Origin of the sequence: Nonomuraea helvata, assembly GCF_039535785.1 — a bacterium.
GTDB lineage: Bacteria > Actinomycetota > Actinomycetes > Streptosporangiales > Streptosporangiaceae > Nonomuraea > Nonomuraea helvata.
The window spans coordinates 257578-278897 of sequence record NZ_BAAAXV010000001.1 but is presented as its reverse complement, the minus strand read 5'-3'; the positions used below and the strand labels follow the sequence as shown (position 1 = coordinate 278897).

Sequence of the window (21320 nt, the reverse complement as noted above, 5' to 3'; positions counted from 1 at the left end):
GAACTCACTCGGACGGGACGCCGCTCGGCTGCCGCGAGCGTGAGCGCACGGCAGCCGTCAGGACGAGACCGGCAGCCGCGAAGATCACACAGGCGCCGAATCCCGCCTGGTAGCCCGCCGTCAGCCCGGCGGGGTCGGTGCCGGTCGCGTTGACGGCGATCACCGTGGAGACGGTCGCGACACCGATCGCGCCGCCGATCTGGAGCGCCGCCGTGTTGATCCCGGAGGCGAGCCCGGCGTCCCGCTCGCCGACCCGGGACAGCGCCGCGGCCGCGGCGGCGACGGTGCCCGCGCCCAGGCCCGCACCGAAGATCAGCAGCGCGAGGAAGAGGTCACGCAGGTACTGGCCGTCCGCCGGGGCCCGGGTCAGGAGGAACGCGCCCGCGCCCATCAGCGCCGCGCAGACCGCGGCGACCGGCCGGTAGCCCGTCCGCGTGACGACGGCCTGCCCCGCGTAGGCGCCGACGAACGCCATGCCGGGCATGACGGCCTGCTTGAGGCCGAACTCCAGCGGCGAGTAGCCCAGCGCCTGCTGCGCGTACTGGGAGATGGTGACCGACAGCCCGAAGGCGGCCATGCCCATGAGCGCCGTCACCAGGTTGCCGCCGGTCAGCGACCGGCTCCGGAAGATGCGCAGCGGCACCAGCGGCTCCGGGGAGCGTCTCTCGAGGATCACGAAGAGCCCGGCCACCGCCGCGGCCAGCGCGAACAGCCCCACCGTCCGCACACTGGCCCAGCCGGCGGCCGGCGCCTCCACGACGGCGTAGACGACCAGGGCAAGCGCCGCGGTGATGGTCACGGCGCCCGCCACGTCGTACGTCGGCCGGGCCCGCCGGTCGCGGCTCTCCGGCAGGAGCGGCGGGCTCAGCAGCAGCATCACGAGCGCCACGGGGGCGTTGACGAGGAAGACCCATTGCCAGCCGAGGCTCGCGGTGAGCGTGCCCCCGATGACCAGGCCGGCCGTGGCGCCGATCCCGGCGATGCCGGACCAGCCGGCCAGCGCCTTGTTGCGCTCCGCGCCCTCGGGGAACGTGGTCGTCAGGATGGACAGCGCGGCCGGCGCCATCAACGCGGCGGAGACGCCGTGCAGGGCCCGGGCGGCCAGCATGACCTCCGTGCTCCACGCGACGCCGGACAGCACCGAGACGCCCAGGAACAGCGCCGTGCCCCACATGAACATGCGGCGGCGTCCCAGCAGGTCGGCGGCCCGGCCGCCGAGGAGCAGGAGCCCGCCGAAGGTCAGCAGGTTCGCGCTCAGCACCCACTGCGCCTGGGCGGGCGTCATCCCGAGGTCCGCCGCGATCGAGGGCAGCGCCAGGATGACGATCTGGGAGTCGAGGATCACCATGAAGTTGGCCGTGCACAGCAGCACGAGCGCCGTCCATCGGCGCGTGTCCGGCTGGTGATCGACGACTTCGGTCAGGACCATCTGTTCTCCCCAACGCCTACGAGGCCGCCGGCGGGCTCAGCCGCACGGGCAGGGCGCGGTGGCCGTTCATGATGAAGGTGCCCTGCGGCTCCAGGTCCTCGGGTGCGACGGCGAGCTCCATCCGCGGGAACCGCTCGAACAGCGCGGGCAGCGCGACCATCGCCTCCAGCCGGGCCAGCGGCGCGCCCAGGCAGTAGTGGAGGCCGTGGCCGAACGACAGGTGCGTCTTGTCCGCGCGCGTGATGTCGAACGCGCCGGCGCTGTCGCCGTGGATCTCCGGGTCCCGTCCGATGCCGGCGAAGCCCATGAGCACCGGCTCGCCCTTCCTGACGACCACGCCGGCGATCTCGACGTCCTCCGTGGCGAAGCGGAACGGGAGCATCGCGGCGGGGGAGTCCACCCGCAGCGTCTCCTCGAAGACGTCGTCCCAGCTCGCCTCGCCGGACTCGACGAGCGCACGCTGCCCGGGGTGGGTGAGGAGATGGCGTACGGCGTGGCTGAGGACGTTCATCAGCGTCTCCGAGCCCGCGCCCAGCATGAGGTGGAGCGTGCCGGCCATCTCCTCGTCGGACAGCTGCGAGCCGTCGTCCCCGTCGGGCTTGACCAGCAGGCTGGTCAGGTCGTCGCCGGGCTCACGTCGTTTGTGCTCGGCGAGCTCGAGCATCGCCCGGTGCCACTGCTCGACGTTCGCCTCGGCCTCTTCGGGGGTGATGGAGGTGCTGACGTTCACCTCGCCGCCGCGCAGCGCGTCGGCCCTGGCCTCCTCCGGGACGCCGAACAGGTCGCAGACCACCCGTGCGGGCAGCGGGTACGCGAAGCGCGCCTTCAGGTCCACGACCTCGCCCGGCGGCGTCTCCGCCAGGTCGTCGAGCAGCTCCTGGGTGATCTTCTCGATGAGCGGCCGGGTCTCCTTGACGCGGCGGGCGGTGAACCCCCTGGCGATCACCTTGCGCAGCCGCTTGTGGTCGTCGCCGTCCCTGGTGGTCATGTTGTCCATGACCACCCACGTGATCATCGGCCAGTCCGGGGGGGACCTCCCCGTTCGCCACCTTGGGCCAGTTGCGGGGGTCCTTGGCGAAGCGGCTGTCGGACATCACCTGCCTGGCCACGTCGTGCCCGGTGACCGCCCAGGCGACGATGCCGCCGGGGAGCTCCACTTGAGAGATCGGGCCGTTCGCGCGGACGCGCGCCGCCTCGGCGTGGACGTCCAGGCCGGCGGTGTCCAGGACCACCGGGCAGCGAGCTTCCATCGGGTGCCTCCAGAGAACGGGAATCGCCGGAAGATGTCATTCAGGCGGATATACCGCATGGTATTGTGCGGCGCTTTTCCGGAAACCTTCTAAATTGCGCTGTCCGGGTGGGGCTGGGCAAGAGAGGGACATCTTCAAAAAAGCCGAACCGGCGCCCGCAGCAATTCGGAAGAAAGGCCGGAACGTGCGGCCGCTAGCGTAAGAGAATTCCCAATCTCGCTTGGCAGAGGAGCGTGCTGATGGCAGAAGCGGCACAGGCGGCGGCCGACCACGGACTGGCGCCAGAGGATCTCCGGCTCGAGAACGACTACGCCGGGCCGCGCGACCTTCGGGTCGAGACCGTGGTCTCCGCCGACGGCACCCGCATCGCGTTCGAGAAGTCGGGGAGCGGGCCGCCCGTCGTGGTCATCGGCGGCGGGCTGAACGACAAGGCGATGTTCGCGCCCTTCGCGCACATCCTGTCCGGTCACTTCACCGTCTACAACACCGACCGGCGCGGTCACGGTGACAGCGACTACGGGGACCCGGAGACGTACACGATCGAGCGGGAGGTCGAGGACCTCGCGGCGGTGATCGACCACATCGGCGAGCCGCCGGCGCTCTTCGCGAACTGCACCGGTGGCATGGTCGCCATCCACGCCGCGGCGATGGGGCTGCCCCTCGCGAAGCTGGGGCTGTACGAGCCGCCGTACGACGCGCCCAGGGCCACCGACGAGCAGCTGGCCATCCTGAAGCGGCTCGTCGCCGAGGGGCGCAGGGAGGAGGCGGTCATCCACTTCGGGATGAGCATCGTCGGGTTCATCACCGAGGAGACCCTGGAGAAGGTCCGGCACCACCCGGCCTGGCAGGCGTTCCTCTCCATGGCCCCGTCGGCCGTCTATGACACGATCATCAGCCGGCAGCAGAACGCGATCCCGTTCGAGCTGCTGCCCCGGGTCACGACGCCCACGCTGCTCGTGAGCGGCCGCAAGAGCGTGCCGGCGATCCAGGAGGCGTGCGTGACCCTCTCCGAGGAGCTTCCCGACGCCCGCCTCATCCGCCTGCCGGACGAGGGGCACCTCTACGACCAGAAGAAGGTGGCTCCCCTCATGGTGGAGTTCTTCCGCCCGTAGCCGGAGCACCGAGAGGCCCGTCACCGCTGCACGGGGACGGGCCTCTCGGCGTGAGCCGCGCCTATGTCAGAGGCGCTCTTTCAGATGCACATCGACGTTGTCGCCCGCCTGCTTCTTCAGCTTGGTGAACAGGCGCTTGTTGATGGGCAGCCGGTGCGTGCCGTCACCCCAGGGCATGAACGCCGTCTGGAATTCGTGCCCGTCCATGGTGCCGGCCACCTTGACCGATCGGCGGGTGCCGAACACCTCGACGGACTCGGGCCACGTGATGAACGTCCACCCGTCCGACTGCTGGATGGGCACCGTGAACGTCAGGTCGACGCTGGCCATCTCCCACTCCTCTCTCTGCTTGGTGCCGGCCGTTCAGCCGGCCTGTTCCACCGTCTCCGCCACCGGGTCCCTCAGCTTGGTGGCCACGCGCTCCAGGAGCGCGAAGATGAGCACCCCGCCCAGGACCATGAGAACGGCTCCGGCGCGCAGCGCGGTACTGTAACCCGCCGTGGTCGCGATCTCCGCCGCGACACCCCGCTGGATCTGCTCGCCGGCGTTGCGGAGCGCGAGCGTCACCAGGGCGGCCAGGCCGAGCGCGCTGCCGACCTGCAGCGCGGTGTTCTGCACGCCGGAGGCCAGACCGGAGTCCTGGGCGGTCACCCCGTGCAGCGCCGCGTTCGTCGCGGCCGGCATGGACAGGCCCGCGAACAGGCCGAAGACCGCCATGCCCGGCAGGATCCCGCCGAAGTACGTGCTCTCGACGGTGATCATGCTCGTGAGGGCGAGCCCCACGCCCGCTCCGATGTAACCCACCCCGGCCACGGCCTTGACGCCGACACGCGGGACGAACGCGGTGCCCAGGCCGATCCCGATGCCGATCCCGATGCCGAGGGGGAGCCAGGCCAGGCCGGTCTGCAGCGGCGAGTAGTCCAGGATGTGCTGCTCGAACAGGGTCATCATGAAGGTGTAGGAGATGAACGCCGCCATGAAGAGCAGCGCCACGCCGTTGATGACGGTCCTGGTCCGGTTGGCGAAGAAGCTCAGCGGGATGAGCGGATCCGTCGCACGCCGTTCGATGATGAGCATGGTCAGGATCAGGCCGGCGCCGACGACCAGCGGCAGCACGACGGGCGCGGAGCCCCACGGGCTCTCGGCCGCTTTCAGCAGGCCGTAGACGATGGCGAACAGGCCCGCGGTGGACGTGACCGCGCCGGCCAGGTCCAGCTTGGCGTTCTTGGCGCGCACCATCCGGCTCTCGGAGACCATGCGGGGCAGGAGCACGAGGACGGCGAGGGCGATCGGCAGGTTGATGAAGAAGATCCAGCGCCACGACACCACGTCGGTGAGAACGCCGGAGATCACATAACCCGAGGTCCCCGCCAGGGCGATGATGCCGCCCCACGCTCCCAGCGCCTTCGTGCGCTCCTTGGGATCGGTGAACAGCAGGGCGATCATGCCCAGCGAGGCCGGGGCGGCGATCGACTCGGCGATGCCCTGCCCGATCCTGCCCACGATCATCATGGGCTGGGACACGGCCGCGCCGCACAGGGCCGAGGAGAGCGCGAACAGTCCCACGCCGATCAGCAGCAGCCGCCTGCGGCCGAAGATGTCGGCCGAGCGGCCGCCGAACAGCAGCAGCCCGCCGGACATCAGCACGTAGCCGTTGACGACCCAGGCCAGCCCCGACTCCGAGAAGCCGAGCGAGTCCTGGATGTGGGGCAGGGCCACGTTCACGACGGTCATGTCCAGCAAAATCATGAACTGTAAGCCGCAGAGCAGGATGAGCGCCCGCCATCGCCGCGGATCCGCGTGCCGCTGGGGCTCCTCGCTCTCCGGGGCCTTGTCGGTATGTACATCGGCCATGATCATCTCCTTTCGGTGTTCATGGTCGCTTCGGAGAATCCATCCGCACGCTGTCACAGTATGGAATCATCGGGTTGCTCGATGAAGTGATACGCGCACGATGTCGGTGTGAATTTCTCACTAACACGACATGTCAGACGTTTCTCCGTTATCAGTAATGCAGCGGGCTGCGGGTCAGTTACGAGGCGTGTTCTGATAGGCGGCCAGGCGCCATTCGCCGTCCTGTTTGACGGCCAGCCACGTGGCCCGGACCGCGCGCTCTTCCGCGACGGCCGTTTCGCTCGGGCCGAGGATTCCGCCCTGCGTCAGCAGGACGGCGACGCGGTCGCCCAGGAATCGCAGGTCGATCGGGGTGCCGGTGACCCGTGTCCCCTTGTAAGAGGTTTCGAACGCCGTGGCCATGAATGCGCGGATCTCCTCCTTGCCCTTGCGAAATACGCCGGGCAGGATCATGGTGCCGTCCTCGGTGAAGACACCGGCGAAGGCGGACGCGTCGTGCCTGGCCCACGCCGCCACGATGCGCGCGGTGAGTCCGGCGACCGCCGCCTTGTCCGCGTCCGTGATGGCTGGGGTGGTCTGGTCGGTGATGGACATTGATGCAGTCCTTTCTTTTGGTTTTCTGTTGAGGGCTCAGGCGTCGTACGAATCGCCCGCCGGAAAATGCGCGGGATCGTGCGGATAGCAGGAGCCGCCCGCTCGTTCGACGGCCGTCCGCAGGGCGTCATTCGCGTGCCGCATCCGGTCGAGCGCTGCGGGGTCGTCCGGCGGCGCCGTACGGGGGATCGAGAGGACCACGGTCATCGGGTCCCGCAGCCTCGGGACGTTGGGCGCCAGGATGGACGCGGTGGGGATCGGATAGATGAGCGGCTGCCCGCCGGCGCCGAGGTCACCTGGGTCCAGGTCGCGCAGCGCGCCCGACAGGAGCGCCGCGGCGTGGCGGCCGGGCAGGAGGAGCGTGGAGCGCGGGTGCGGATGGTGCCACGATCCGTTCGCGCGCAGCCGTGCCTCCGCCGGCGCCGCACGGTGGAGGAAGTCCCGGTAGGGAACGGTGTCGATCTGCTCTCCGGCGCGGTCATGGGCGAGGTCGCCGATCAGGGCCCGGTCGTCGGGCTCCGCCGGAGGGTCGAAGGCGGCCACTGCGCTGAGCGTGAAGCCCCACCCCGTGTCCTGCGCATGGGCCGCGTGCCCCTCGATGTGGTCGAAGCGGCGGTCGGCGGCCAGCCTCTGTTGATCGGCGAGGAACGTCTCGAGCTCCTGGTAGGGGAGCCGGTAGCGACGGGCCGCCGTGGGCGCCGGGGTCAGCGCGAGCGTGGCGCGGGCGATGATGCCGTGCCGGCCCTGACTCCCTCGTACGGCGTCGAAGAGCGCGGGGTGCTCCGTCCGCGAGCACGTGACCAGCGCGCCGGACGGCGTGACCACGTCGAGGTCGTGGACGTGGTCGGCCAGGCAGCCGTGACGATGGCTGGCGCCGCTGATGCCGCCGGCGGCCAGCACGCCGCCGACGGACAGCCCGAGGTAGTCGGGCAGTACGGGGGGCGCCGTGCCGGCCGCCAGGGTCACCTCCAGCACCGCACTCCACCGGGCTCCGGCCTCGACGACGACCCGGTCACGCGCCGGCTCCCGGACCGCGGCCAGCGCGGTCATGTCGATCACGACCCCGCCCTGGGTGAGCGCCCGGCCGTCCACGGAGTGCCCGGTGCCGCGCGCCACCACCGGCAGCCCGCTGCCCCGGCAGAACCGGACCATGGCCGCGACGTCCGACGCGCCGGCCGGCCGGAGCACCGCGGACGGCCGCCGGTGCACGTGGCGTCCGAAGTCCGTGGACGCCGCGGCCAGATCGCGATCGTGAGTGCTGAGCACGCCGTCGAACGCGGGCACGCCGTCGAACGTGGGCACGCCGTCGGAGGGTGCGGGCACGCCGTCGAGACCGTCTGTGTCGGCGTAACCGGCACCGGCCGGGCCCCGCCCGGCGCCGGTGGCGGGGCGGAGTCCGGCCGGAGAGGTGTCAGCCATGGTCATTCACCGGCGGGGGACACAGGCGTCAGATCCGGCCGGCTCGGGGCCGGGGACGCCGCCTTCCGCCGCCTGAACACGCGCGACACCACACCGGGACGCATCAGGCTCTGCGGAGGGGCGACGAGCCCCGCCGCCCGCAGGAACGCGACGCTCAACGACGCGTCGTGCACCGCGGCGGACTGCAGCCTGGGCACGTAGGCGTTGCCGATCCTCGCCTTGAGCGTTCTGCGGCCCACCACCCCGGGGAAGCCCAGGTCCGCGCTCGCGGCCATCTCCCACGGCGCGTCGATGACCTCGGCGAGCTCGGCGAAGAACCGGCGGGGATCCGGCGGCAGACCGGCCGCGAGAAGCCGGTCCAGCACGGTCGACTCGATCGCGGCCACCGTCATGCCCTGGCCGTACACGGGGTTGAAGACGCACGCCGCGTCGCCGATGACCAGCAGGCCGCGCGGGAAGCGCGCCATGCGCTCGTAGTGCCGCCGGATGCTCGCCGGGAACCGGAACATCATCGGCCTGCCCATCGGCACCGCGTCGCGGAGGGCCTCGTAGATCTCGGGAACGGGGAGCGACCTGGCGTAGGCGAGGAACCCCTCGTGGTCGGTCGGCGGGCGGTCGCCCAGCAGGCCGGTGAGCGACAGCGCGTACCGGTCGGGCAGCCGCGCGAAGATCGCGCCACGGGGGACGGCCGGAGTCGCGACCGGGAGGAGGGCGATGCCGTCGCCGATCGGGTCGAAGGTGAGCGGCCCGTGGAAGTCGCAGGTGGTGTACGTCAGGTCCATCTTGACCTGCTCCACCTCGACCTCCGGGTAACCGAGCTCGGCCAGCCACCGCGGGGTCCTCGTGCCCCGCCCCGTGGCGTCGACGACCAGGTCCGCGTCGAGCGTCTCGATCGCCGGGTCCCCCGACCGGCTCTGCACCCGCGCCCCGGTGACGCGTCCGGCGCGGCGGTCGGCGACGAGGGCGAGGATGTCGGTGTTCTCGCGGATGACGACGTTGCCGATCGCGGCGACCCGGCGGCGGATCCGCTCCTCCAGCAGCGGCCGGCCGGCCGCCACGCAGACCAGCCCCGTCTCCGCCTTCCTGATCATTTCGCCGTTGAAATACCAGCTGAGACTGGTGCCGAAATCTCCGACGGGCACGCCGGCGGAGCCGAGCTCCTCCGTGAAACCGGGGAACAGCTCGTTGAGAATCTGCTGCCCCCTCGCCAGGAGGGCGTGAATATGGTGACCCTGCGGTATGGCCCGGCGCGGCCCGCTCGCGCCGCTGACCCAATCGCGCTCCACTATCGTCACGGTCTCGTAATAGCGGGACAATATGCGCGCGGAAAGCAGACCGGCGATGCTTCCGCCGAGGACCAACGCGTGGTTGCCTACATTGCCGTCCATGGCCGGGTCCTTCGGGTCGACAGCTGACTCTGCTGCCGACACTAACGATCGCGCGGGGCCGTACGGCTACTCCGGAAATGCGATGTCCGCGGCCTCTTCTTCTCCGGTGCGCATTATTCAGGGGCCCGTTGTCCGGGTTTACCGGGCTGCCTATTCTGACGACATTGGGACACGCAGCGGAATTTCGCTGCCCAATCACCTTTGAATCCCCGTAGGAGCCACGGATGGAACCCTTCCGTATTGACATCCCACAGGCGGACCTGGATGACCTCCGGAACAGACTCGCCGGCACGCGCTGGCCTGCCGACCCGCTCGACGCGGACTGGTCCCGGGGCGTGCCGGCCGCCTATCTGAAGGAGCTCGCCGAATACTGGCGTACGGGCTTCGACTGGCGCGCCGCCGAGGCCAGGCTCAACACGTTCCCCCAGTTCACCACCACGATCGACGGCGCCAACATCCACTTCATGCACGTCCGCTCGCCCGAGGCGGACGCGACACCGATGATCATGACGCACGGCTGGCCCGGGTCGCCCGCCGAGTTCCTCGACGTCATCGGGCCCCTCACCGACCCCCGTGCCCACGGCGGCGACCCGGGCGACGCCTACCACCTCGTCATCCCGACGCTGCCCGGGTTCGGGTTCTCCGGGCCTCCGCCCGAGTCCGGCTGGACGTTCCCGCGCGTCGCGCAGGCGTGGGGAGAGCTGATGGACCGGCTGGGCTACCAGCGCTACGTCGTCCAGGGCGAGGACATCGGGGCCTGGATCTCGCTGCTGCTCGGCCACATCCGTCCGGCGAACGTCATCGCGGTGCACGTCAACTTCCTGATCACCCCGCCGTCGGGAGACCCGGCCGAGCTGGCCGGGCTGGCCGAGGCCGACTTCGCGCGGCTGGGCCTGCTCACCCGCTACGCCGACGAGCTGTCCGGGTACATGAAGCTGCAGGCGACCCGGCCGCAGACCCTCGCCTACAGCCTGACCGACTCGCCTGTCGGCCAGCTCGCGTGGATCGTCGAGAAGTTCAAGGACTGGACCGACTCGGAGAAGGCCCCCGAGGACGCCGTGGACCGCGACCAGCTGCTCACGAACGTGGCCCTCTACTGGTTCACCGCCACCGGCGCCTCCTCCGCGCACTTCTACTACGACAACGCGGACCTGCTGCCGACCGCGCCGACGCCCCCGCCGACGCCGCCGCCCCTGCCCGTGCCGCTCGGCGTGGCCGTGTACCCGCGGGACCCCGCCTTGCCCGTGCGGAGGCTGGCCGACCCGCTCTACCCCGACATCATCCACTGGGCCGAGTACGACCGGGGCGGCCACTTCGCCGCAATGGAGGAGCCCGACCTCTTCGTGAGCGACCTGCGGGCGTTCAAGTCCGCCCTGCCGTCCGGACAGTAAGGGAGCCAACATGTCCGAGCCCGGACACCGGCCGCCAGGGCTGCGGGCGCTGGCGGATCTCGCGACGCCCATGGCGATCCGGGTCGCGGCGACGCTCGGAGTCGCCGACCACATCGCGGCCGGGCGCCGGACGGCGCCGGCCGCCGCCGGCGCCCTCGGCGTGCACGCGGGGGCGCTCGACCGCCTCCTTCGCCACCTGGTCACGATCGGGCTGCTCGACCGGGACGAGGCGGGTGCGTACACGCTGACCGACCTCGGCGAGCAGCTGCGCGACGACCACCCGGGGGGCAGGCGCAAGTGGCTGGCCGCCGACGGCGCCGTCGGCAAGGGAGACCTGAGCTTCGTCGACCTGGCGTACTCCGTCCGCACCGGCCAGCCGGCCTATGCCGTACGCCACGGCGTCCCGTTCTGGGAGGACCTGGGCGCGGACCCCGCGCTGTCGGCCTCGTTCGACGCGCTGATGAGCCACCACATCGAGATGGAGCACGCGGGGCTCCCCGGCGCCTACGACTGGGCGGCCCTCGGGCACGTCGTGGACGTGGGCGGCGGGAGCGGCGCGCTGCTCTCCGTGCTGCTGCAGGCCCACCCCGGGCTGCGGGGGACCGTCGTCGACCTGCCCGGCCCGGCCGCGGGCGCCCGCCGGGCGCTGCGTGACAAGGGCCTGGCGCATCGGGCCGAGGTGGTCACGGGCAGCTTCTTCGACCCGCTGCCCACCGGAGCCGGCGCGTACGTGCTGTCGGCGATCATCCACGACTGGGACGACGACGCGGCCGTCAAGATCCTGCGGCGGTGCGCGGACGCGGTGGGCGAGCGCGGTGTCGTGCTCGTCATCGAGGCCGTCGGAGCGGACGGCGCGTCCCCGGACACCGCCATGGATCTGCGCATGCTCGTCTACACCGGCGGGAAGGAACGCGGGCTCGCCGAGCTGGGCGCGCTGGCGGCGCAGGCCGGCCTGGTGGTGCGCGGCACGCATCCGGTCGGGGCGCGTCCGTTCATCTCGATCGTCGAGCTGGGCAGAGAATGATCCCCTGATCGCGATGACGCGCGGGTCGCCGGGCGGGCGTGCTGCCCCGCCCGGCGATTTCGCGTTTTCACGGGGCGCAGTGACGCCGCCCACCGGGGGGATGGTGGGCGGCGTCACCGTACGGGAGGCGCGTCGAGGTCTCACCCGGCGGCGGCCGTGCCGCGGGAGCGCCACGCCACCAGCAGCGAGACCAGCAGGAACGAGAGCCCGACGCCCCAGGCGATCGAGAGCACCGAGTAGCCGAACGCCGTGACGACCACGCCGGCGAGCAGCGCGCCGACCGCGGAGGCCAGCTGCATGGCGAAGTCGGACGTGCCCTGCGCCATCGTGCGCAGCGGCCCCGTCACGGACACTGTCAGCAGCACGGAGCCGCCGAGGTACCCGAACGACCACCCGAGGCCGAGCAGGAGCAGGCCCGCGCCCACGCCCACCGCGCTCGTCGCCGGCGAGAGCGCCAGCGTGGCGGCGGCCAGGAGCTGGACGACGAGCCCGATCAGCAGGATCGGCCGCGGCCCGAACTTGTCGGCGAGATAGCCGACCAGGTGGCCGGGCAGGTACATCGCCGCGGTGTGGACGCTGATCGCGATGCCGATGATCCCCAGCGAGGCGGCGCCGTGCTGCATGTGGATCGCCGCCATGTTCATGAGGGAGATCATCGCGGCGTGGACGGTGGCCAGCACCAGGATGGCGCGGAGCACGTTCGGGTGGCGCAGCACGGTCGCGAGCATGACGCGGAGCGGCTGCCGCTGCGCGGGCGGCTCCTTGTCGAGCGCGCGGGCGAGGGTCAGCGGGTCCGGCCGCAGCATCAGCAGGATCATGACCGCGCTGACGGCCAGCACGACCGAGATCGCCAGATAGGGGCCGGAGAGCCCGGGCAGCCAGTCGCCGCCGATCCCCTCGAGCACGCCCATCAGCGACGGGCCGAGCACGGCCGCCACGGTCGAGCCCCAGCTCAACGCGCCCATGGACCGGCCCGCGCGGTCGGTCGACGCCAGGTCCGTGGCCGCGAACCTGACCTGCAGGCCGCCGGCGAGGGCCGCCCCGATCGCGGCCGCGCCCGCGAGGATCGCCGTGAAGCTGGCCAGCACGGCGCCGACCACGACGAGCGCGGCTCCGACGGCGCCGGTGAAGTACCCGGTCGCGATCCCGATCCGCCTGCCACGTGCGACGGCGAGAACCGCCAGCGGAACGCTGAAGACCACGCCACCGCAGTAGATCATCGCCTGGGCCAGCCCTGCCTTGCCCGGCGAACCGGTCACGTCATCGGCGATGAGCGACACCAGGGGACCGGTCATGGCGAACGCGAGCGAGAACACCGCCTGCACGATGACCAGCGACACGATGATCCGGCGTTGGATGCGCCGGACCTGACCGTCCGTGCCGGCATGCTCGGCTGTCACGCTGCCCATGCCTCACCGCCCCGGCCCGGTCGCCCGCGCGAGCGACTCGCCGACGCGCCGTTCCAGGTCCTCGTGCCCGTCCTCGATGGGGAAGCCGTCGGTGCGCCGGTCCGGCACGCCGGCGGCGAGGACGTACACGGCTGTCTCGGAGATGCCGTCGATGCCGAGCATCGACTCCACCTCCGAGTCGGAGAACGCGTCGTTCTGCGCCGGGCCGAGCCCGACCGCGGTCGCGGTCAGGGCGAAGGTCTGCGCCAGGTGACCCGTGTTGAGCAGGACGGTACGGAGCATTCTCGCGCTGCGGTACTTGTACATCGCGCGCGGCAGGTTCACCGTCAGGAAGCAGACGAACCCGGCGGTCGTGATCATCTTCTGGGAGAAGAGGACCCGGTCCATCAGCCGCTGGTCGACTCCGGCGGAGACGATCTCCAGGCTGTGGTCCTCGGGCGAGTAGTGGTAGATCCCTGGCGGGATCTGCTCCACGTTCCGCACGATCACGTAGCACTCGGACTCGTGCCGGGCGCCGCCGCACGGGCTGGTGCGCAGCATGAGGTTGCCGAGCATCCCGGCGTCGTAGAAGTACATCGGCGCGAACGTGTAGTGCAGCACGGTCGACAGGCTCCGCAGCGGCACCGGCTCGTCCTTGTACGTGCGATGCGTCCGGCGTGACACCAGCACCTCGCCGAAGTCCCGGCGCAGCGGAAGGAACGCCCTGGTCAGATGGATGCGCTCTGCGTCGGGGCGGCGCGCGAAGATCGCCGGAGGCGGTCCGTCGGCGGCGATCTCGGCGCGGATCTCCTCGCGCCTGGCCGCCATGCCCGCGTCGGCGACGGCGCCGTCGACGCTGACGTAGGCCGTGTCCTTGGTGCCGAAGTGGAAGAAGGTCGCCGGCTCGCCCCACGGCTGCCAGGCGTCCATGACCTGGTCCTCGACGGTGGTTTCGTCCCTCGTACGGAGCAGTCCGGCTTCGGTGAGCGCCTTGATCGCGTCCCTGACGGAGGAGGCGTCGTAGCGGTCGAGGCGGTCCGGCACCGTCTCCGGGTCGGTCCAGTCGTCGAACTGCTCGAGGATGTCGACGCTCGGCCCGTCCACCGCGACGCCGTTCCTTTCGCCGGTCTCGGAGGCGGCGTCGAGATAGTTGTCCAGGACCAGTTCGCCGTCGATCCAGTAACCGACCAGTGAGCGTGCCCGGCGCAGTTCCATTGAAGGACTCCTCAATGTGATGGAAAAATGTTGAGGGGGCGGGTCGAGAAGACCCGCCCCCGTCAACCCATTTGTTCAAGCTGCGCAGCTAATGGGGTGATGGCGCAACTCGGGATTCAGGCCGTTCAGCTGGCCTTGCAGCCCAGCATCTTCTTGGCCTTGAGGGGGGTCTGGCGAACCTTCACGGAGACCTTCATGTCTTTCTCCTTCTTGTCGGGAACCAAGAACGGCGCTGATGTGATCCGTTCTGTGTCCAGAATGACAAGGGTCCGTGCGGCGCCACTACTTTTAAATTGCTACTCCACGAGAGCCCTTACTTCGGTCGCCCCGTCGCGTGCGTCCGGGAACCTGGACGCGATGTCCACGGCGCGGTCGATGCTCTCGCAGTCGACGATGAAGTAACCGGCGAGCCGCTGGGGAGATTCGTGGAAAGGCCCGTCGACGGTGGTCAGCGAATCGCCCTGCAGGCGGATCGTCCGGGCGCGGGCCGGGTCGTCGAGCGGCTGCCCGATGACGAGCTCCCCGGATTCGGATATCTCCTTCATGAGCAGCCCGAACTCGTTCATCCGCGCGTCTCTTTCATCCTGCGTCAGTCCCTCCTGGTGCATGAACGTGGGGTGCGCCCAGGTCGTGGGATTGCTGTAGATGAAGATCGCGTATTTCATCGTCTCTCCTCGGTTGTCGGGTCCGGCCTTTCGCCATCCGAGTCTGGATGACGTCTGACCTCGGCGAACAGTGCGCTGAACACCGACTGGGCGTGAAGTTCTCACACCGCCGCCCCGAGACGGGCAACTCCGGAGATGCCGCGTGGCCGGCGGCGGTGAACGCTGTGAGGGCCCCCGCCGGCAACGTCGGAAGGAAATCGCATGTCCTCTGCCACGCAGAGCCCACCGCTGACCGCCCCGCCCACGCCGAGAAGCGCGGCACGCGGCGCCACGCGGAAGCACACGTGGGCCCTTCTGGGCATCTGCGCGCTCGCGGCCTTGCTGTACGGGTGGGCCCTCGACTCGGGCGACTACGCGAACGCCTACTATTCGGCCGCCGTCAAATCGATGACCGGGAGTTTCACGAACTTCCTCTTCGCGGCGGGCGACCCGTACGGCTCCGTCACCGCCGCCAAGCCGCCCCTGGCCTTCTGGCCGCAGGTGCTCATGGTGTGGGCGTTCGGCTTCCACAGCTGGTCCATCATGCTGCCCCAGGTGATCGAGGGCGTCGCCGCCGTCTTCCTGCTGCACCGCACCGTACGGATCTGGGCGGGGCAGAACGTGGCGCTGGTCGCGGCGCTGATCCTGGCGCTCACCCCGGTGACGGTCGCCATCAACCGCAGCAACAACACCGACACGCTGCTGGTGCTGCTGCTCGTGGCGGCCGCGTACGCGTGCACGCGCGCCGTCCACACCGGCAACGGGCGCTGGCTGTACCTCAGCGCGTGCTACGTCGGCTGCGGGTTCCTGACCAAGCTGATGGCGGCGTGGGTCGTCGTCCCTGCCATCGCGCTGGTGTATCTCGTGAGCGCCGCCGCCCCGATCAGGCGCCGGGTGGCGGACCTGCTGGGCGCGGGAGCCGTGCTGGCGGTCACGTCGTTCTGGTGGCCGGTGCTGTTCGACCTGTGGCCCGGAAGCAAGCCGTTCATGGGCGCGACGCTGAACGGCGGCGCGCTCGAGAACATCTTCGGCTACAACGGCTTCGGCAAGATCTTCAACTTCGGCCAGCAGTACGGCGGATCCGGGCTCAACGTCCAGCTGGGGGCCGTCGGGATGTCCGGCGGCGAGCCGACCGTCACCCGGATGTTCGGCCCCGAGGCAGGCGGCCAGATCTCGTGGCTGCTCCCGTTCAGCCTGCTCATCCTGGCCGTCGTGGGAGCGGCGGGATACCGCAGGCTCTGGCACGCGATCCCGGGGGACCGCCTTCAGCGGGCTGGCTGGCTGCTGTGGGGCAGCTGGCTGCTGGTGACGATCGCCGTCTTCAGCTTCACGGAGGGCATCTGGCACCCGTACTACACGACCAGCCTGGCGCCGGCGATCGCCGCGATCTCGGCGGCCGGACTCGCCGGCCTGTGGCGCGAGTACCGCCACGGGGGCGGCCGCTCGTGGATCCTGCTCCCTGCGGCGGTCGCCCTGACCGCGGCCTGGACGATCGTGCTGATCTCAAGGGACACCTCGTGGCACGGCTGGACGCGCTGGGTCGTGCTCGCCACCGCCGTCCTCGCCGTGCTCGGCCTGGTCGCCGGCAGGGCGGGGGGCGGGCGGGCGGCGCCGGGCCGCTGGGCGCTGCTCGCCGGCGTGGTGTCGATGCTCGTCACCCCGGCGGTGTGGTCGGCGGGCACCGCGATCGAGCACAAGACCAACGGCGGCTTCCCCTCTGCCGGACCGCCCAACGAGGCCCTGAACGCGCTGACCAGGGGCGAGCTGCCGCCGGGGGTGAAGATCCCGGGCCTGGAGGACGTCCAGGCCCGGCCGCCGCGCGGCGGCGGGTTCGCCGGCGCCACGCTCTCCGCCGAGAACCGGAAGGCCCTGGACTACGCCGTACGGAACTCGGGGAACGCGGAGATCGCTCTCGCCGTCGAGGGCGGTGGGCTCGCGGCGTCGTCGTTCATCATCGACAGCGACGCGGTGGTCGTCAGCATGGGCGGGTACCTGGGCGCCGACAACGTGCCCTCGGTCGGTCAGCTCCGCCAGTGGGTCGCGCAGGGCAAGCTGAGGTTCGTGCTCTCGGCCGCGCCGGGCGGGCCCCGGATGGGCGGCCTCGCGGGCATGGGGGGCGAGCGGCAGAAGGAGCGCGTGGCCTGGGTCGTGGGCAACTGCAGCGCCGTCGACCCGGCCGCCTACGGCGGGACCCCGCCGCAGGAGCGCCTGCTGCCGCTCCCCAGCTTCGGCGACGCGACGCTGTACCGGTGCGGCTGACGCGGCGTTCACGAACGAGACCGGGCGGGCGCCCGGCCACGGAGCCGCGCCCGCCCGGTCGGCAACGCGCTCAGGCGGGACTGCCGCGCCGCAGCGCCGCCCCGCCCATCCGGTCGGTGACGTGTCTGGGTGGTGCCCCGCCGCCCGTCCGATCGGCGACGCGTTCGGGAGGTGCGTGCCGTCCGCCTGGCCGCGGCGGCGCGGCGGGGTCGCGGGGGTGAGGTGAGAAGATGCGTTTGGAGGCCGTGGGCGTCTCCCCGGAGGCCGAGGCGATCTACCGGTTCTTCCTCCGCCGGGAGGGCGACGAGATCGGATCGGTCCGGCAGGCGCTGGACCTGGACCCCGACTCGGTCGAGGCCGCCGTCGAGTCTCTCGGCGAGCTCGGCCTGCTCGACCTCGCCGATCGCCACCACGTGGTGGCCGAAGACCCGCGCATCGCGATAGAGCGCCTCGTCGAGCAGCGGATCGAAGAGCTGAACCAGGACATCCGCCGCGTCATGGCCGCCCGCGACGCGATCACCTCCCTCGTCGAGGACCGCCGGCGCGGCGCGGCGCGGGACACGAGCCTGGCGATCGAGCGCATCGAGGGCATCGACCGGGTCAGGCGGCAGATCGACGATCTCGCGTTCTTCTCCTACACCGAGGTGCTGTGCCTGCACCCTGGGGGAGGGCTGTCGAAGCCCGCCATCGAGACGGCCAGGCTGGCGGACACGCGCCTGCTCCGGCGCGGTCTCGCGGTGAAGAGCATCTACCATCCGCAGGCGCTGGAGGTGCCCCACGTGTCGTCGTACCTGAGGGAGTTCACCCAGCTCGGCGGTCAGGTCCGCATCACGGAGGAGCGGATGGACCGCATGGTGGTCTTCGACCGGAGCGTGGCGGTGGTGCCCATCGATCCCAAGGAGAGCTCGAGAGGGGCGCTGCTCGTACGCGAGCCCGGCCTGGTCTCCCAGCTCGTCATCTACTTCGACGGGCTGTGGGAGGCCGCCGACGACTTCGGGGGGCACGAGGGGGAGGGCCAGGAGGGCCCCGGGCTGTCGGAGCTGGAGCGAAGCGTCCTCACCGCCCTGGCCTCGGCGGACAAGGACGAGATAGCGGCCAGAGACCTCGGCATCTCCGTCCGCACCTACCGGCGGTACGTCGCCGACCTCATGTCCCGCCTCGGAGCGGTGAACCGGTTCCAGGCGGCTCTGCGCGCCAAAGAGGAGAACTGGATCTAGTCACTCGCCCGCCGCGGTCTCGGCCCTGACGGCTCCCGCCGCACGGCCCACGTCGAGGAGCAGCTCGACGAGCTCGTCCGGGACGGAGAGCATCGGCCAGCGGCCCGTCGGCAGCGTGCGGAACGTCCACCCCGGCTCGTCACGCAGGCGGTCGATGTCGTCGCCGACGCTTCCCGCGAAATGATCCTGCTCGCACACCACGTACGTCGCCGGGTGACCCGCCGCCGGCCGCCCGAGCGTCGCCGGGCCGGAGATCGAACGCCCGGGATGAGCGACGAAGCGCTTGGCGAGCCAGCGCGCGTCCCTGGAGGACAGGTCCTGCCCGTCGGCGATGGCCGCGAGAGGCGGCGGGGGAAGCCGGCCGCCGTTGTCGGCGATGAGACGCAGCTCCTCCGCGTGTACGCCGTCGGGGAACGCGTCGAGCATGGACCTGCCGTCGTGCGCGAGGAACGCCTCCACGTAGACGGTGTGGGACACCCGCTCCGGCGCCCGGTCGACCACGCAGCCGGCGACGACGCCACCGTAGTCATGGGCGACCAGGACCACGTCGTCCAGGTCGTGCTCGATGAGGACGGACAGGACGTCATCGACGTGGTCGGCGAGCGTGACGTCACTCGCCTCGCTGCCGGAGCCCGCCGGATCGCTCGACAGGCCGGACAGCGTGAGGGCGAAGGCACGGTGGCCGGCGGCCCTCAGCCGCCGCTCGACCCGGTGCCATACCCATGCTCCGGCCCACAGACCGGGAACAAGTATGTAGCTCCTCATGACGCGCCTCTTGGAAACTCGCGGTGGCAGTATTTCCCAGATTCCCCAGATTCCCCAGATTCCCCAGATCTCGCAGATTCAGAGCACCCATTGGCATCATGCGGCAACGGTGAATTCTTCGGCGTACGAAGAGCAGAGACGGGTCGCATCCGATTCGGAGACCCGCACGGAGCGGCTTTCGTCCAGGAGCGCGATGGCCCCGATGTAGCCGTGGCCGGGGGCGAGCGTGTGGAGCCGGACCGAACGGGACGGCAGATCGAGCGGCCAGTCGAGTAATTCGGCGGGCTCCTCGGCGATCGAGACGATCACCTTGTCCGGCGGGATGCGCAGACCGTGGCCGGTGGCCTTGAGCGCCGCCTCCTTGCGCACCCATGCCCTCGCGAACCCGGCCCTGTGCTCACGCATCGGTAGGGATCGTAACGCGGCGAGCTCCGCCGAGGCCAACGCGGTCTCCGCGACCGGCACGTCACGTACCGACTCGACGTCGACGCCGATCGGCACGGCGGGGCAGAGGGCCACCGCCACGCGGCCGCCGGAGTGGCTCACGGACGCGTACAGCGGCCGGCTCGTGCCCAGGATCTGCGGCTTGCCATGGGGCCTGCCGCAGTCCGGGCAGCGGCGATCGATCCGGACCTCCGCGGGCGCCACGCCGAGCTGCCGCGCCGCCGTGGTGCGGAGCAGCCAGCAGGCCGTGACGAACTGCCGCCGGGCCGCCGGGTTGCGATACCTGCTCGCCCGGATGACCTCGGTGGCGGCGAGGTCGGCGCGGAGGGCCTCGACGGGGAAATCCTGGGCGTCCGCCCACCAAATGTGGCATTCATCGTCGTCGAGCTGTTTTATCGGCATAATAGATTTATCAGTCCCACGTGGTGCCGTTGGACTTCACCCGGGAAAACAGCTGGATCAGGAATTTCGGGCACATTGTCTGCTCCTCTGGATTGTGCTCCGATTGCTTTCGTAATTTCATGGTGCCGGGGCCGGCCATCGGTATCCAGAGAAATGGCCGTCACCTAGTTGCCGACGGGTGGCAAGAAGCTGCCATCGGTTTTCCGCGGATATTCGGCGGCACGGCCGGAGATGCGCGCGCGCCCGCGCCCGGGCGAGCGTCGAAGCCATGGAACTGACCGTGGTGCGGGGCCAGGCGACCCCTGAGGAACTGGAAGCGATCAAGCTGGCCATGGCCCGGTGCCTGGCGAGGAAGGCCGGCGCCGAGGCCGCGGGCTGGGCCGACCCCGCCCGGTCGCTGCGCGGGCCGCTGGCCGCCGGCGGCCGGAGCGAGTGGCGGCTGAGCGGCTGGGCCGGCTGATCTATCGGATCGTGCTCTTCCTCCGGCTCACCGGCGGATAGCGCATTTTGCGATGTGCCCGCCTCCGCGTCGCGGCACATCCTGAGGAGGACGCACGGCCGTACTGACGCCCAGGGAGGCCCCACCATGAGTGAGACAGCGACGTTGTCCAGGCGAGAAACCGGCACGACGAGCACCGGCCTGCCACGCAGACGCCTGCTGCTCGTCGCGCTGAGCAGCCTGGCCGGGTTCGCCCTGACGGTGGTCTGGTCGGCGAGCTTCGTCGACAGCACCATCGGAGGCGCGGTGGCTGACGCCTTCCTCGGCGAGCACGCGGGCGAGCAGCCCATCGTCGGCTTCGCGGCCGGGATCGTGTTCGCCTTCGTCAGCGGCCTGGCGGGCACGTTCACCGCGTGCAACATCGCCGTGTTCGGCGCGGTCGCCCCCATGGTGACGACGGGGAACAGGCTGACGCGGACGCTGGCGCCGCTGGGCCTGCTGACGGCCGGCATGGTCGCGGTCTCGGCCGTCTACGGAGCGGTCGTCGGCGCGGTGGGCACCGCGATGCCGCAGTTCTCCACCGCGCAGAACGCGGCAGGCACCCTCTCGCCGCGCAGCATCCAGTCGATGGTGGTCTTCGGCCTCGTCGGCCTGGCCATGCTCTACCTGGGCCTGGCCGCGATCGGCCTGGTGCCCGACCCGTTCGCCCGCGCACCGCGTGCGCGGCTGGTGTTCATGGGCGCCCTGATCGGCGGATTCCTCATCGGGCGGCCCTACCCCATGTTCCGCCACCTGTTCAGGGACGCCGCGGAGAGCGGCAACCCGCTGTACGGCGCGGCCGCCTTCGTCCTGCAGTCGCTCGGCAACATCGTCATCATGGCGCTGCTGTTCCTGATCATGGCCAGGTTCGCCGGGAGCAGGCTGCGGCGGTGGCTGGAGGCCAGGCCCGGCCGCGCCGCCGCGCTGACCGCGGTGACGCTGATCGTCGCAGGCGTGTTCACCTTCCTGTACTGGGACCTTCGGCTCCTGGCCCGCAGGGACATCATCCCCTGGTACCCCGTCGCGCCCTGGTCCTGAGGAGACGAC

At 70.8% G+C, this 21320-nt stretch carries 19 protein-coding genes; 7 read left to right on the top strand and 12 right to left on the bottom strand.

Annotated elements, in window-relative coordinates:
* Positions 1-4 precede the first annotated feature (4 nt).
* Both ABD830_RS01215 and ABD830_RS01210 read right to left on the bottom strand, forming a co-directional pair.
* Entirely contained in the window at positions 5-1429 is a 1425-nt protein-coding gene (locus ABD830_RS01215) for an MFS transporter (RefSeq protein WP_344984348.1), read from the bottom strand.
* 16 nt (positions 1430-1445) lie between these two features.
* A complete protein-coding gene (locus ABD830_RS01210) occupies positions 1446-2444 on the bottom strand; it encodes a cytochrome P450 family protein (RefSeq protein WP_344984347.1) in 999 nt (332 codons plus the stop codon).
* Positions 2445-2918: 474 nt separating this feature from the next.
* Here ABD830_RS01210 and ABD830_RS01205 point away from each other — a divergent pair, with 474 nt between their 5' ends.
* Entirely contained in the window at positions 2919-3791 is an 873-nt protein-coding gene (locus ABD830_RS01205) for an alpha/beta fold hydrolase (protein WP_344984346.1), read from the top strand.
* Positions 3792-3857: 66 nt separating this feature from the next.
* Here ABD830_RS01205 and ABD830_RS01200 read toward each other — a convergent pair whose 3' ends face one another.
* The 5 genes from ABD830_RS01200 to ABD830_RS01180 all read right to left on the bottom strand — a co-directional run bounded on the left by ABD830_RS01200 (position 3858) and on the right by ABD830_RS01180 (position 8953).
* Positions 3858-4121: a DUF1905 domain-containing protein gene (locus ABD830_RS01200; RefSeq protein WP_344984345.1), complete on the bottom strand. Its 264-nt coding sequence runs from the start codon at positions 4119-4121 to the stop codon at positions 3858-3860.
* A gap of 33 nt (positions 4122-4154) precedes the next feature.
* Positions 4155-5645 (bottom strand): MFS transporter, encoded by a 1491-nt coding sequence (locus ABD830_RS01195; RefSeq protein ID WP_344984344.1) that lies wholly within the window; start codon positions 5643-5645, stop codon positions 4155-4157.
* A 174-nt stretch (positions 5646-5819) separates the two neighbouring features.
* On the bottom strand, positions 5820-6239 hold the full coding sequence (locus ABD830_RS01190; protein ID WP_344984343.1) for an SgcJ/EcaC family oxidoreductase: 420 nt from the start codon (positions 6237-6239) through the stop codon (positions 5820-5822).
* 36 nt (positions 6240-6275) lie between these two features.
* Positions 6276-7658, bottom strand: coding sequence for an FAD-binding protein (locus ABD830_RS01185; RefSeq protein ID WP_344984342.1), 1383 nt, complete (start codon positions 7656-7658; stop codon positions 6276-6278).
* 2 nt (positions 7659-7660) lie between these two features.
* The gene (locus ABD830_RS01180) at positions 7661-8953 is read right to left on the bottom strand and encodes an FAD-dependent oxidoreductase (protein ID WP_344984341.1); all 1293 of its coding nucleotides are present in this window, start codon (positions 8951-8953) and stop codon (positions 7661-7663) included.
* 317 nt (positions 8954-9270) lie between these two features.
* On the opposite strand from ABD830_RS01180, the gene ABD830_RS01175 reads away from it, so the two are divergent.
* Positions 9271-10437 (top strand): epoxide hydrolase family protein, encoded by a 1167-nt coding sequence (locus tag ABD830_RS01175; RefSeq protein WP_344984340.1) that lies wholly within the window; start codon positions 9271-9273, stop codon positions 10435-10437.
* Between the two features lie 10 nt (positions 10438-10447).
* Complete coding sequence (locus tag ABD830_RS01170; RefSeq protein ID WP_344984339.1) at positions 10448-11461, top strand: methyltransferase; 1014 nt, start codon at positions 10448-10450, stop codon at positions 11459-11461.
* A gap of 140 nt (positions 11462-11601) precedes the next feature.
* Here the strand turns inward: ABD830_RS01170 and ABD830_RS01165 are convergent, their stop codons facing one another.
* The 3 genes from ABD830_RS01165 to ABD830_RS01155 all read right to left on the bottom strand — a co-directional run bounded on the left by ABD830_RS01165 (position 11602) and on the right by ABD830_RS01155 (position 14729).
* On the bottom strand, positions 11602-12870 hold the full coding sequence (locus ABD830_RS01165) for an MFS transporter (protein ID WP_344984338.1): 1269 nt from the start codon (positions 12868-12870) through the stop codon (positions 11602-11604).
* Between the two features lie 3 nt (positions 12871-12873).
* Complete coding sequence (locus ABD830_RS01160) at positions 12874-14064, bottom strand: SagB/ThcOx family dehydrogenase (protein WP_344984337.1); 1191 nt, start codon at positions 14062-14064, stop codon at positions 12874-12876.
* 296 nt (positions 14065-14360) lie between these two features.
* The gene (locus tag ABD830_RS01155; protein ID WP_344984335.1) at positions 14361-14729 is read right to left on the bottom strand and encodes a YciI family protein; all 369 of its coding nucleotides are present in this window, start codon (positions 14727-14729) and stop codon (positions 14361-14363) included.
* Positions 14730-14930: 201 nt separating this feature from the next.
* On the opposite strand from ABD830_RS01155, the gene ABD830_RS01150 reads away from it, so the two are divergent.
* Positions 14931-16967: an ArnT family glycosyltransferase gene (locus tag ABD830_RS01150; protein WP_344984334.1), complete on the top strand. Its 2037-nt coding sequence runs from the start codon at positions 14931-14933 to the stop codon at positions 16965-16967.
* A 230-nt stretch (positions 16968-17197) separates the two neighbouring features.
* Complete coding sequence (locus tag ABD830_RS01145) at positions 17198-18184, top strand: LuxR C-terminal-related transcriptional regulator (RefSeq protein ID WP_344984333.1); 987 nt, start codon at positions 17198-17200, stop codon at positions 18182-18184.
* Here the strand turns inward: ABD830_RS01145 and ABD830_RS01140 are convergent, their stop codons facing one another.
* Complete coding sequence (locus tag ABD830_RS01140) at positions 18185-18949, bottom strand: alpha/beta fold hydrolase (protein WP_344984332.1); 765 nt, start codon at positions 18947-18949, stop codon at positions 18185-18187.
* Between the two features lie 96 nt (positions 18950-19045).
* Entirely contained in the window at positions 19046-19795 is a 750-nt protein-coding gene (locus tag ABD830_RS01135) for a 4'-phosphopantetheinyl transferase family protein (RefSeq protein ID WP_344984330.1), read from the bottom strand.
* A gap of 268 nt (positions 19796-20063) precedes the next feature.
* Here ABD830_RS01135 and ABD830_RS01130 point away from each other — a divergent pair, with 268 nt between their 5' ends.
* Together ABD830_RS01130 and ABD830_RS01125 are read left to right on the top strand one after the other, a co-directional pair.
* Positions 20064-20255: an acyl-CoA carboxylase epsilon subunit gene (locus ABD830_RS01130; RefSeq protein ID WP_344984328.1), complete on the top strand. Its 192-nt coding sequence runs from the start codon at positions 20064-20066 to the stop codon at positions 20253-20255.
* A gap of 126 nt (positions 20256-20381) precedes the next feature.
* Entirely contained in the window at positions 20382-21311 is a 930-nt protein-coding gene (locus tag ABD830_RS01125) for a hypothetical protein (RefSeq protein WP_344984327.1), read from the top strand.
* Positions 21312-21320: the final 9 nt, after the last annotated feature.